At 50.5% G+C, this 13658-nt stretch carries 11 protein-coding genes; all 11 read left to right on the forward strand.

Annotated elements, in window-relative coordinates; genetic code table 11:
• The first annotated feature begins 14 nt into the window (after nt 1–14).
• The 11 genes from FRZ59_RS08570 to FRZ59_RS08620 all read left to right on the forward strand — a co-directional run bounded on the left by FRZ59_RS08570 (nt 15) and on the right by FRZ59_RS08620 (nt 13655).
• Complete coding sequence (locus FRZ59_RS08570; RefSeq protein ID WP_158640572.1) at nt 15–1292, forward strand: DUF4998 domain-containing protein; 1278 nt, start codon at nt 15–17, stop codon at nt 1290–1292.
• A 100-nt stretch (nt 1293–1392) separates the two neighbouring features.
• The gene (locus tag FRZ59_RS08575) at nt 1393–2781 is read left to right on the forward strand and encodes a sialidase family protein (RefSeq protein WP_147698282.1); all 1389 of its coding nucleotides are present in this window, start codon (nt 1393–1395) and stop codon (nt 2779–2781) included.
• Nucleotides 2782–2816: 35 nt separating this feature from the next.
• The gene (locus FRZ59_RS08580) at nt 2817–3140 is read left to right on the forward strand and encodes a hypothetical protein (protein WP_158640573.1); all 324 of its coding nucleotides are present in this window, start codon (nt 2817–2819) and stop codon (nt 3138–3140) included.
• Nucleotides 3141–3159: 19 nt separating this feature from the next.
• Complete coding sequence (locus FRZ59_RS08585; RefSeq protein WP_132129995.1) at nt 3160–4086, forward strand: DUF6772 family protein; 927 nt, start codon at nt 3160–3162, stop codon at nt 4084–4086.
• 8 nt (nt 4087–4094) lie between these two features.
• Nucleotides 4095–4430: a hypothetical protein gene (locus FRZ59_RS08590; RefSeq protein WP_132129994.1), complete on the forward strand. Its 336-nt coding sequence runs from the start codon at nt 4095–4097 to the stop codon at nt 4428–4430.
• Between the two features lie 5 nt (nt 4431–4435).
• Complete coding sequence (locus FRZ59_RS08595) at nt 4436–5893, forward strand: sodium:solute symporter family transporter (protein ID WP_132129993.1); 1458 nt, start codon at nt 4436–4438, stop codon at nt 5891–5893.
• A gap of 6 nt (nt 5894–5899) precedes the next feature.
• The gene (locus tag FRZ59_RS08600; protein WP_275938322.1) at nt 5900–6628 is read left to right on the forward strand and encodes a FadR/GntR family transcriptional regulator; all 729 of its coding nucleotides are present in this window, start codon (nt 5900–5902) and stop codon (nt 6626–6628) included.
• Nucleotides 6629–6984: 356 nt separating this feature from the next.
• Complete coding sequence (locus FRZ59_RS08605) at nt 6985–8442, forward strand: sulfatase (protein ID WP_132129992.1); 1458 nt, start codon at nt 6985–6987, stop codon at nt 8440–8442.
• Nucleotides 8439–9878, forward strand: a complete 1440-nt coding sequence (locus FRZ59_RS08610; RefSeq protein ID WP_147698284.1) for a sulfatase — start codon at nt 8439–8441, stop codon at nt 9876–9878. The genes FRZ59_RS08605 and FRZ59_RS08610 overlap by 4 nt, the downstream gene beginning before the upstream one ends.
• A 117-nt stretch (nt 9879–9995) precedes the next feature.
• On the forward strand, nt 9996–11711 hold the full coding sequence (locus FRZ59_RS08615) for a sialidase family protein (RefSeq protein ID WP_132129990.1): 1716 nt from the start codon (nt 9996–9998) through the stop codon (nt 11709–11711).
• A 3-nt stretch (nt 11712–11714) separates the two neighbouring features.
• Nucleotides 11715–13655: a fasciclin domain-containing protein gene (locus tag FRZ59_RS08620; protein WP_132129989.1), complete on the forward strand. Its 1941-nt coding sequence runs from the start codon at nt 11715–11717 to the stop codon at nt 13653–13655.
• Nucleotides 13656–13658: the final 3 nt, after the last annotated feature.

Raw genomic sequence — 13658 nt, forward strand, 5'->3', positions numbered from 1 at the left:
ATAAACGAATGATCATGAAAAGAATGAAATACAGCCTGGCTGGCCTCATCACGGCGATAACCATATGCGGTTTTTCTGCCTGCAGCGACCAGGACGATACCTACAAACAATTTTTGGAAGGCGGCGAACACGTTTACGTAGAACGGGCCGATTCGCTGAAGGCCTATCCTGGCAAAAACCGAATAAAACTTTCCTGGGCTATTTTTTCAGATCCGGATGTAAGTAGTGCGAGGATATTCTGGAATAACGGCTCGGATTCTATGGAAGTCCCTATTACACGTACCACAGGCATAGATACGATTGAAGTCGTTCTGGATAACCTGGCTGAAGGGTCGTACACTTTCGATGTATATACCTATGACAAGGAGGGTAATTCCTCCATCAAAGCAGATGTATTCGCCGAAGTGTATGGCGATGTCTATGTCAGCTCCTTACTTAACAGGGCGATAGAACAGATTGGCTATAATAATGGCAAGCTGGAACTGGCTTGGTACAGGGCCGACAACGAGGACATCGGTACGGAAGTGACCTATACGGATGCGTCGGATGTGCGGCGCAAAATTACCGTATACCCGGAGGATTCAGTTTCTGTACTGGTGGATTACAAGCCCAATAGCCCTTTCGAATATGTGACCTATTATAAGCCTGATTCTACTGCGATAGACATTTTTTCGGCCAGCGCCAGCACAGTGGAAGTATTGATGCAGCACCATCAGGACGTCGATTTGGATAAATCTTTGTTCGCACCGCTTTACCTGCCGGGCGATGCGCCTATCTGGAAGACCTCCTCCTCAGAAGGCAATGATCTCTCCAACCTGTGGAGCGGGATATTTATAGGCAGAACGGCTGCAAGCCGCGCCTGGTACCGAACCGCGGATGGTACCGGTGTGCCCCAGCATTTCCAGTTCGACCTGGGCGTAAGCGCCAAGCTGAACAGCTTCAAGTTGCTGCAGCGGGGTGTGTTTGATCACCAAAGTTTAGTATATGCCAATGCGAACCCTCGTCGCTGGGAAGTTTGGGGGAGTAACGAGCCGGCGGAAGACGGAAGCTATGAGGGATGGATAAAATTGGCGGATTGTGAATCCTATAAACCCTCGGGTACGCCTGTAGGCGAACTGACCGACGAAGATATCGCTTATGCGCAGGCAGGTGAAACCTTTGAGATCCCTGCCGATATGCCTGCGGTAAGGTATATCCGGCTCAATATACTGGAAACATGGGGCGATAAAACGGCTGTTTTTATCAGCGAGGTATGGCTCAACGGCAGTTACTGGACGATTGATCAGGATTAAGAAGCCTTGTACTAACTAAATATTTACTGATCCGATTTTATTTATGATACTTTTTTTGAAGTTCACGATATATTTGTTTTCCCTTCCCTTTTTTATCGGTGTGCCCGCGAACACAGCCGATGTAACCTCAGTTGCCCCGCCGGGCCTGCATTCACAATCGCTCGAAATATTCACTCCGCGGCCAGGCCAGGTTTACACTGATGATTTTGAAGACGAGAAGGAAGCCGGCAGTCCAAGCCCTTGGATAGAAAATAATAAGCACAACTACTGGAACATCGCCAGGGAGGGCGCCAATAACGTATATCGCGTAAAGAGCAATGAAGTTTCTACCTGGTCATGGCTGCATGTATTTGAAAGGGACGTCACGTTCGATGTCCGTTTCAAGGTGGCTGAAGTTGCCAAAGAGGATGCTGAACTCAAGTTTGCCGTGAGATTCAATGATTACGAAGCATTGGTTTACCTGGGGTATAATTTCAAAACTGAAAAATGGTACCTGGCTGAACAACGGGGTAAGGATTTTGAGGAGGTTGTTTTTGAGCAGGTTATCAATTCAAAACGTGAGGTAGAGCCGCTGAAAACTGACGTATGGTATCATATACGGGTTCTGTCTGAGAACGAAACGGTAACGGTATATATTAATGACATGACACGGCCCAAATTATGGGCTACGGACGTCAGGCACCAGTCTCCCGGACGCGTGGCCCTCGGCGCATATAATGCTACCGTTGACTTTGATGATGTGGCGCTAAACCTCAGAAGCGGTCAGGGCCGGGTAAATGAAGGTGTGCTGGAATATACGATCGGAGATGATGATCGTTTCAGGGAGGGAGCTTCTATTGTTGAAAAGAGCAATGGAGACCTTTTGTTGCTGCATCGCTCGGAAGAATTCCATTCCTCGGATCAGGGCGAGACGTTTACAGGCCCCTTTCCGTTTAGCTGGCCAAAGAATGCGCATGGGCATCATAGTGTCCTGCGATTGAAATCGGGGAAGCTGCTGAATATGGTCGCCGAACGCGCCGGCAAGGGGCAGGGGGCACGGTTCAGAGCCAAACTATCAAGCGATGACGGCGCTACCTGGGTGGATGGAGGAGTGACATGGGAAGCCTACCGGGAAGGGCTCCCGGGCAAGTCCGAAGTGATCGTAATGAACGATAAGCTAACCCAGGTGCCCAACGGACGTATCTTCTTTGTCGTGCCTGTCAGAAAGGACGACGGAGAAAAGATCACAGGTCATAAAACAGAAATCTACTATTCCGATGACGAGGGTAAAACCTGGAACCAGTCAAAGAACGACTCTGATGATTTTACAGAAATTAACCGCTATGCGGAAGGAAAAGTTATTCAAACATCCAAAGGTACGTTAAGACTATATACCCCTGGAACACCGCCCATAGTGTGCGGTATTCAGTATCCCGCGACAACGGCGAAACATGGAAGGGTGACTTCGCGCTGGATAAGCTCAGGAACTCAAGATCATCCTTTGCGCTGATACAGGACATGTACGCGCCAAGAACCACGTTTTATATGGTTTGGGTGTTTAATAACACCTTTGATACGGACATCGTATTCCTGCCTCGTTCAAGGTTAGGCTTAGCCAGAAGTTACGATGGTATTCATTGGGAGTACATGATGGATGTGGAACGATGGATCAGCCCCGCCAGGAAAGACAGGCGGGTAATCACCCAGATCCTCGACCCGAGCCTGACTGCTACGGACAAATACCTCTATGTGACCATCGGACGCTCCGACCGGGCAGGCGAAAGCGGGCACAATCACCAAAGATTAAGATTTTATCGGATAGAAAAGTCCAGGCTGGAGCCTTATCCGGCCTGGCCAACAGAATTTTGAAAAGCAATAAAAAAATAAAATGGAAAGAACATTAACTTATGACGGGGGATTGGCGAAATACCAGCCCCTTCGGCATATCATCTGCTATGATGATTTCGACCGCGGCCCCTCCGGCTGGCTGAACCTGATGCCAAATTATACCCTGGAGAATTTCGGCGTGCGGAAAAGTATTGTTGAAAAAACCCAGTGGGGACCCATTATGCTCAGCAGCGCTACCTTCCGGTTTCCCGGTACGCACGGATCGATGAATGGAACGTATTCCCTGAAATTGGCTACCAGGCCCACAGCGTGGAAATATGAAGGGCCTCCTGCTCCGGGAAGCGTCAGCCACGCTATCAAACGGCTTACCACTCATCGTAAACCCGGGCTGCTGCAATTTGAAATGTGGTACGCTTATAAGCCGGAGCAGGACCGGATAGGATTAAGCGAAAAAGATATCCGGGCATTTGGCATCTGTTTCGATATGCAGGACGCAAAAGCAAGGAACTTTGTGGGTGTACGCTATGTCAATTCCGTGAACGGGGAAATGAAAAAGGAATGGCAGTACATGCAAGCGGCTGATGTGAGTGATGAGGAATGGGCCTACGACACAAGCGGCGATTGGTGCAAAAGGGGAATAGACCCGATATGGTATGGTAAGCGCTATCCGGACGGCGCAACTGACGGGTTTAAGTTTGTTCCCGGAGGCAGGCAGGAGCTATGTTACAACGAAAGCGACGATAAGATCAACTGGTTATACCTGCGCTTGCTTTATGATACCGCTAAAAAACAGTATGTTGAATTCCAGTCAAAAGACCAGGTATTCGACCTGAGGGGGAAATCGCCATCCGATACACCACCTTATGCAAGGATAGAAGGCTTGCTTAACCCGGTAATATGGGTAGAGACAGATACCGATAGAAGAGCATTTCTTTTTGTAGATTCAGTGGTTATATCAATGGAATAAGGGAACATATGAGACAATTTATGACCACTACCGTGGAACAGAGAAAGGATTTCACGGGCGCCTTTTCTACTCATCCTATGGAAACAGCATGGGCCGGCGAAGCTATTTTTTTTATTACCGTTGAAAAAGTAAGCGGCAATGCCGCCTTGCTGCATGCCCGGGTGCAGCTGTCCGTGGATGGGGTAAACTGGCTGGACGAGGGCACGGCGTTTTCACCTTTAAATAAACCCGGGCAGTATTTTGTAAGGGTAAGCCATTTCGGGGGATGGCTGCGGTTAAATGTTGACATTGAAGGTGAGGACAGCGTTTTTAACCTCACTATTCACCTGGTACTTAAAGAATAACGAATATGCAGCTTTTGGATTATTGTGTGCTGGCCGGTTATTTCCTGGTCATATTTCTGATCGGCAGTTTCTTTAGTACAAGTCAAAAGTCCCTGAAAGACTATTTCCTGGGCAGCAGGAATATCCCCTGGTGGGCGGTGTCCTTTTCAGGCATTGCTACTGTGATCAGCGCTATTTCTTACATAGGGGCTGTGGGCTTGGGCTTTAGCAGCGATTTTGGCTTCCTTCAATACAGGCTGGCCATACCAATTGCCATCCTGGTAATCGTTGTCATTATTCTCCCCTTCTTTTACAACCTGCAGCTTTATTCAATCTATGAATATCTTGAAAAGCGGTTCAATTTGACCATTCGCCTGCTCGGAAGTGGAATATTTATCCTTTTCAAATGCTGCTACCTGGCGCTTGCGATTTTTGCGCCTGCTATTGTGATTGAAGTGCTTACAGGCATCAACCTGATCTGGATCGTACTTATTACCGGGGCCGTAACCACGCTTTATACCCTGCTTGGCGGAATTAAATCCGTGATCTGGACGGACGCTCTTCAGCTGGTCATTCTGCTCGGGGGCATTTTTCTGGTGATTGGGATCAGCGTTGAAGGGGTGGACGGCGGGCTTTCAGGCGTCCTGGACACAGGAAAGGAATTTGACAAGTTCCGTTACTTACGTCCTTCTTTGAGCCTTACGGAAACCTATACCATCTGGAACGGATTGATCGGCGGTGCATTCTTAATGATCTCCCAGTTTGGTACGGATCAAACAGAAATGCAGCGGTTCCTGACCACCCGTTCTTTGAAGAAAGCGAATATAGCCCTGGCTTCTTCCTTGCTGATAGCCGCCCTGATGGGCTTTTTGATCTTCTTTGAAGGGGCTGCTATCTTTGCGTTTTACGAGCAGCGGGGCCAGGCCGGCATCGAGCCCAACCAGGTGCTTGTAAAATTTATTGTAGAAGAACTGCCAACTGGTGTGAAGGGCTTCTTGCTGGCCGGTATTCTTGCGGCCGCGATGTCCACGATCAGCTCGGTACTGAATTCATTGACCACGGTTTCCCTGTCAGATTTCTATAATCGTTTTAAAAAGCGCGAAGCCAGTGTTTCGCTGGCCCGCATGGTGACCCTGGGCTTCGGCCTTTTGGCTACTTTCCTGGCTTGTTTTGGAAACTATTTCGGAAATATCCTTGAAACAGCCATGACGGTAATTAATTTTTTCGGCGGAGGCCTGGTTGGTTTGTTTCTCCTGGGTATGCTGAGCAGGAAAGCTACTCCGGGCGGCGCCATGGCAGGTTTTATCGCGGGTTTTGTGGTGATTTTGCCGGTAGCAGCGTTCACTGACGTGGCGTACATGTGGTACAGCGCCATTACCGCCATATGCACCTATGTGGTGGGTTTACTCGTAAGCCGGCTATCCGGCACAAAGCCCCTGCCCGGCCAGGAAGCGCTGGTTTACTCACGACATAAAAAAAAATAACCATATTTGGAACATATTAAAAGCACCGAGAGAATGCCCAATGATGATTTGAGAAAGGATTTGAAACGCGTTACGACCAAAACAATGGCAGACGTGGTGGAACTTCATTTAAGGGAATACCTGAAAAAAAAATCATTCAAGCCCGGAGATGCATTGCCAAAGGAAACCGAACTTGCGGAAGCCTTAGGGGTTAGCCGTAATGTGGTACGGGAAGCATTGAGCAGGCTGCGGATGCTCGGAATGGTCGAATCCAGGAAAAAACGCGGGATGATCCTTGCCAATCCGGATATCCTGGGAGCCTTTGAGCGTGTCCTGGACCCCTTGATTTTGGATGAAGTAACCCTCCGGAATGTGTTTGAATTACGGTTGGTGCTGGAAATGGGACTGGCCGATATCCTTTATATACGTAAAACCCAGAAAGATATCGAAGAGCTGGAGGAGATCGTAAAAAGGGAAGTCAACAAGAAGCAAAAACCTTTCAGAGTAAAATACGAAATTGCTTTTCACGGGAAGTTGTACGAAATGACAGGAAATGATACTTTTCTCCGTTTTCAGAGCATGTTACTCCCCGTTTTTGAATACGTGGTGGACGAAGAGATCAAGACCAGCGGTAAAGCCGAGGTGGGAAAGGTCACGCATCATGACCTGGTAGAGATACTCAAGGCCGGCACGCCGGATGAGTTCCGTGCGGGAATGAGGGAACACCTGAAACCGCATTTTGACCGCTTGAAGTGAACGGCCACCACCGAAGTAGGTGGCTTCACAGTCCCGGCCATTACCGGCGCGCGGACGCGGATTTTGCGTTGTCCGGTCTCGCTCAGGCTGATTTTCGGGGCACCACACTTTCGCGTGCGCGAAAATCAAAAGTCGCTTGCCGCGGACAACAGAATGTTGATCTTTGTGGCTTTGCCGCAAAGATCGCCTTAAGGGAATCCGGGCAATCAAACCAGCACGCCGCGCGCGGTCCCGATGTGCGAATTTTTCCGGATTAATTTGGATGTGGCGGCGAAACTTTCTATTTTTGTTAATATGTAGTTCATAACTACTTGACTATCGCTTCAGCTCCTGAACCGAAGCGCCTGAACAAAAATATGAATAGAGAGAAATACGAGGTTCAACCGCCGTTGTATCTTATATTGTTTTTTATGCTCGTGGCCGCCGGATGCGGCCCTAAGCGGGAAAAAAACAACAGCGTTTCCGAAAACACGAAGATGAATGTGCTGTTCATTGCCGTTGACGACCTTAACGACTGGATACAGCTGCTGGACAGCAATGCACCGATTAAAACGCCTAACCTGGAGCGGCTTGCCAGCAAGGGAATGCTGTTTACGCAGGCTTATTGCCCCTCGCCTTCCTGCAATCCTTCACGGACGGCTGTTCTGACAGGAAAAATGCCTTCTTCGTCGGGCGTTTATAACAATGCCGCCGATTGGAAAAGCGCACTTCCTGATGCGCTTACCCTTCCCCGTTATTTCATGGAAAACGGCTACCGGACCGAAGGAGCCGGAAAGATATTTCACCATCACATGAACGGCGCGTTTCATGATACGCTTGCTTTCGATGAATTCCGGCAAATGCCCTGGCCTCCTGACGCGCCTATGCCCGGGCAGAAACTGAACGGGTTGAAATGGTACGGTACATCCAATACCGATTGGGGGATCTGGCCCGCGGAAGACAGCATGCATGTAGATGAACGTACGGTCGGGTACATTACACAGAAACTGGCGGGAACGTTCGAAGAGCCTTTCTTCCTTGCGGCCGGCATCTTTCGTCCTCATATGCCTTTTTTTGCTCCTTCTGAATACTTTGAACAATACCCTTCCGATAAGGTACAGATGCCTGAAGTGCAAGAAAATGACCTGGATGATATCCCCTCTGGCGGCAGGGTGTTATGGGAAGAAACACGCTGGTTCTTCGACGGGATGATGAAGGCCGAAAAGCAGGAAAGAGGCGCCTGGAAAGAAGCCGTCAGGGCCTATCAGGCTTCGGCTACTTTTGCAGATGCGCAGGTAGGAAAGATCCTTGACGCACTTGAAAAGAGTGCTTATGCAGATAATACGATTATCGTACTCTGGTCTGACCATGGTTACCATCTTGGGGAGAAACGGCACTGGGAAAAGTTTGCCTTATGGGAGAAGACCACCCACGTGCCGTTTATTATCGTTGCTCCCGGTATTACCCGGCCCGGGTCACGCTGCAGTCAACCGGTAAGCCTCGCGTCAATTTACCCGACGCTGGTGGAACTATGCGGGTTGCCGCCGAAGCATGGATTGGACGCCCCCAGCCTGGTGCCTTTGCTTAAAGATCCCGGAACAGCATGGAAATACCCCGCGCTGATGACGTACGGAAAGGGAAACCACGCGATACGCAGCGGGCAATGGCGGTATATCCGGTACGCGGACGGAACCGAGGAGCTATACGACCGTGAAAGCGATCCGCAAGAATGGCATAATATTGCAGACAACCCTGCTCATGCAGCGTTGAAGAAGGAATTAGCGCAATGGCTGCCCGCGCAGGAAGCGGCGCCCTGGCCCGATATGAAAAAATGAAACTACTTGTACTAAGCGGAGTATTTGTTTTACTGGCATTTACATCCTGCGGACAGGAGCAACCGCCCGCCCGCCCGAATGTCTTATTTATTGCCGTTGACGATCTGCGCGTGCAGCTTGGCTGTTACGGCGACCCTGTTGCGGTAACCCCGAATATAAACCGGCTTGCCGCTAAAGGGATGGTGTTTAACCGGGCCTATTGCCAGCAGGCAGTCTGTAATCCGTCAAGGGCTTCCTTAATGACCGGAAGGCGTCCGAATACCACCAGGGTGTGGAACCTCAGCACACATTTCCGCGAAGCGCTTCCGCAGGTAGTTACCCTGCCGCAGTACTTTAAGCAGAATGGGTACCATACCCGCGCGATAGGAAAGATCTATCATGACCCTGCCTGGGCGAAAGACTCCGTCTCCTGGTCGGCGCCGGAAATTCTGGCGGTGACCGGAACAAAAGGAAAATATACGCTGGATTCCAACCTGAATAAAAAGGGGTCCTGGAAAGCCGGTGCTACCGAGCGGGCCAATGTGGAGGACGAGGCCTATATTGATGGCAAAGTAAGCCAGGCTGCCGTTGAGCTGCTTTCGGAAATAAAGGACGAACCTTTTTTCCTGGCTGTGGGTTTCCGGAGGCCCCACCTTCCCTTTAGCGCGCCTGAACCGTACTGGGAATTATATGATCCGGCCGCCCTGCCTCTGCCGAAATTCAGGCAGGCGCCGGCAAACGCCCCTGAACTTGCCCTGCATCATTCAGACGAACTCCGGGGTTACCGGGATATCCCGGATGAAGGTCCTCTCCCCGAAGAAAAAGTACGGGAGTTAATACATGGATACTATGCCGCTACCAGCTATATCGATGCACAGATAGGGAATGTAATCCGTGAACTGGAAAGATTAGGCCTTAGGGAAAATACCATTATTGTACTATGGAGTGATCACGGATTTCATCTTGGAGAACATGGCCTTTGGAGCAAAACAACAAATTTTGAACTGGATACGCGGGTTCCCCTCATCATCTCCGCTCCCGGGCAGGAAGCGACAGGCGTCCGTTCGGACGCTTTGGTTGAACTGGTTGACCTTTATCCCACGCTGGCGGAACTGGCGGGCCTCACACTTCCGGCAGGCCTGGAAGGTACCAGTATGAAACCCTTGCTTGCCGACCCTGACCAGCCCTGGAAAACGGCAGCTTTCAGCCAGTTTCCCCGTCCCTGGAGATATAAAAAACAGCCGGCGATAATGGGCTATTCCCTCCGGACAGCGGATTATCGCTATACCGAATGGCAAGACTTTGAAACAGGCGAGGTGGAGGCGCGGGAATTATATGATCATCGTAAGGATCCGCTGGAAACGGAGAATATAGCCGGTAAGAACGAACAAGCGAAAAATATAGAACTTTTAAGCCAGATGCTGAAAGAAGGTTGGCAGGGGCCGTACCCGAAGTAAAATAATTTGCAATTATAGGTAGATTAATTATATTTGCATATATGTTCTACATTAAGACTACTTAATGTAAGGACAATTAACCGAACCGAGAGCGATTAACCTAAAAAACCGATAAGGATGCATGCAATCCAGGGGAACGTGTTCCGTGTAGTTAAATACTTTCTTTTCATAGCGGTATTGCTGTTTCCATCGCAAAATATCGATGCGCAGCACGCAAACCTTCCTTTTCCTGTGACCCAGCGGCAGTTCCAGCTTCCTGTCTTAAAGAATAAGCCGCGGAACCCTGTGCTTCGAATCCGCATTACGGCAGATGCTCCTGTATTGCTTACCGGCTTAACGTTAACGGCGGCGGGTACCAGCCGGCTTCGCGACTTACATACGGTAAGTGTCTATTACCGTGGGACTGATTCCCTTGCCGGCGATCTGGCAAGCGGGAAGGCTAAACTTTTTGGCGCCGTCTCCCGGCCGGGAGAACAAATGGAGGTCTCCGGAAAGCTAATGCTGGAAGCCGGAACGCATTATTTCTGGGTGGCAGCGGATCTGGATCCCGCGGCGAGCCTGGATCATTTAATAAGCATTTCCGGAACCAGTTTGATCCTTGAGGGAAAAGAGGGAAAAGAAAGCAAAACATTGCCGGTACCCCCGGTCGCCCGGCCGGTCCTGCAGCGTGTGGGAGTAGCTGTAAGGCAGCATGGGCAAGACGGTACTCATACCGCCCGGATCCCCGGGCTGGTCACTACGAACAAAGGCACCTTGCTGGCAATTTTTGACGCCCGCCATGACAGCGCCCGGGACCTGCAGGGAAATATGGATATAGGCCTGCACAGAAGCACCGACGGAGGAGCCACCTGGGAGCCCATCCGCATTGTGCTGGATCAAAAGGAATGGGGCGGGCTGCCGGAAAAGTTCAACGGAGTATCCGATGCGTGTATTCTTGTAGACCGGAATTCCGATGTCATTTATATTGCCGGGCTGTGGATGCACGGCGTGATCAATCCGGAAGGCGAATGGGTGGAAGGGCTGAATGAACAGAGTGATGTATGGAATCATCAATGGAGGAATAAAGCCTCCCAGCCAGGCTATGGCGTAAAACAGACCTCTCAATTCCTGCTGGTTAAAAGCACCGACGATGGAAAAACCTGGAGCAAACCTGTAAATATTACCCGCATGGGTAAAAAAGAAGACTGGTGGCTGTGGGCGCCCGCGCCCGGCCGGGGGATTACCCTGAAGGACGGCACACTTGTTTTTCCCACCCAGGGAAGAGACGCTTCGGGCAAAGGATTTTCAACGGTTACCTACAGTAAAGACGGTGGGGAAACCTGGATTACCGGCAGCCCCGCGACCATGGCGGTGGAGGTAAGTACGACCGAATGCGCCGTGGTGCAGCTTGGTGACGGATCCCTGATGCTGAATATGCGATCGGGGAAGAATAAGGGAAATACCGGCGACGATAACGGCCGCCCCATTGCCGTCAGCCAGGATATGGGCAAGACCTGGCAGGAACATCCTGCTTCTTTCGGCGCGTTGCCGGAGCCCACCTGTATGGCCAGCCTTTACAAGCATACTTTTCTTAAAGGACGTAAAGAGCGATCCATACTGCTCTTTTCGAACCCGAATTCCAAAACCCACCGTGAGAACATGACCATAAAGACAAGTTTTGATGACGGTAATACCTGGCCGGTAGAAAATCAGGTTTTACTTGACGAGTGGCGGGGAAGGGGATATTCCTGTCTGACCTCGGTGGATGAAGATCATATCGGCATCCTTTACGAGAGCAGCCAGGCCGACCTGGTATTTCAGCGAATCCCACTAAGCGCCTTATTAAATCAATGATATATGAATAGACAGCGACACTCGCATTTGCTTCTTCTTTATTTCACGCTGGCAGTTTTCATGACAGCATGTTCCAAAGATTTCGATGAGCATTATTATCCGTCCACCCAGCTGGAGGATAATATTATTGAAGTGCTTGAAAAGGACGGCCGTTTTTCAGCTTTCGTGGGGATGATCGATACGCTGGGGCTGCGGGAAACGCTCGGGGAAGCGGCTATTTATACCTGTCTGGCCCCAACCGACGAACAAGTGCAGTCATTTGTCCGGGATGCCGGTTATCAAACCCTGAATGAGGTGCCGCGGGAGCAGCTGGAGCAGTTTGTAAATTACCATTTCATCAATGGCATGTACTATGCCTATGACCTGGAGAAAAGATACCTGGACGCGAACACGGAGCTGGAACAAACGCGTGCCACCATTTTTAAGACAAGGGCCAGCGATAAGATTCCCGGGAAGTCTATCCGCATTTTCGCGCCCGCGTTTTTTAGCCGGCAGCAGGAAGATTACAGCGGACTGTTCTCCACGGGAGGGAGCGGACTAATGGTGGAATCGGCGCAGATATCGGAAACCGACAGGGACATCGACGCCAATAACGGGGTCATCCATGTACTGGCCGGGCCCCTTCCTGTGCTGCCGCGCACCGACATTGCCCTGATGAATGACCCGGAAACGAGCATTTACAGCCAATGGATGGAAAAACATGTACAGTATACGCTGGGCGAGAAGGATGAATACGGCTGGGTGGACACCACACTGTACAAAGGCTATTCATTCGGACGCAACCTTGCGGACGAGGACGTGCGGTCTACCTTGCTGGTGCCAACCGATGAAGCCATCCTTTCCTATTTCGAGCCGTATATGGAAGAGGATCTTTATAATACGATCGATTCGCTTCCCAAAAAAGTAATGTATTCGCTGCTGCGTTCCACCATTATCAGCGATTTCTGGTTCAAAACCGACCTTGTACGATACGATCCGATATGGCGTCCTATTGTGGGCCATCCTGAATCGATCCTGGATGTTTCAACCGCCATTACCGGTTCGGTGCCAGCCAGCAACAGCGTTATTTATAAAGTGAATAAAGTGGTAGAGTCGCCGGAAATGCACAGCGTTGAGGGCGGTGTTTACATGAAATTCAGGGAATACAGCCAGTGGTACTGGATGTTCGAGCATACCAATCTGGAAGAAGGGCTGACCGATATCCTGCGTTACCAGCATGCCCCCAAGACTGTTCTGTTGCAGTCCGACGAGCTATGGGGCGTTCCGCTGGCGCAGGATATGAACGAAGACGAACTGGAATACCGCTATATGCAATGCCGGGCCGGGATCCTCAACGAGGATGTCCGCACCGAAGAGGGATTCCGGAGGAAGTATTACCCCACCGAATTCGGTTATGTTTATTATGAAGACGGAAAGATCTATGATTATACCGGCAATTCGGTTTCGCTGGTTTCGGCCGCGCCCACCTGGGAACGCGGTAACGGGGCCATTTACGAGATCGACGGCTTCCTGACACCGATGAATAAGCTGGATACCACGCTAAGCGTGTATTCGCTGATGCGCCAGGACCCGGAGCTGTCGGTATTCGTCAACGCTTGCGGGCGGGCGGGCCTGGGTGCGGAGCTGAACCTCACCGGCTTTTTTTCCTATACGATACTGGCTCCGACCAACGATGCCATCGTGGCGGCGGGCCTGCATCCCGAACTACTCAGCGGGGATGAGTTGAAGGCTTTTGTGAACGCCTACATTATTCCTAACCGCTATGTTTTTTCTGACGGCACCTTCCAGGGCCAGCTTCCCGATAAGAACGGCGACCTGGTCCGGGTAGCCGGGGAATGGGGCAGTTTCAGTATCACCGGAGCTTCGGGAAATACGGTAATGCCCTCGGAAGCCAACCTGCAAGGCTGTAACGGGGTGATTCACAAGATTGCCGATGTCTTATAAAAT

Origin of the sequence: Anseongella ginsenosidimutans, assembly GCF_008033235.1 — a bacterium.
Classification (GTDB): Bacteria; Bacteroidota; Bacteroidia; order Sphingobacteriales; family Sphingobacteriaceae; genus Anseongella; species Anseongella ginsenosidimutans.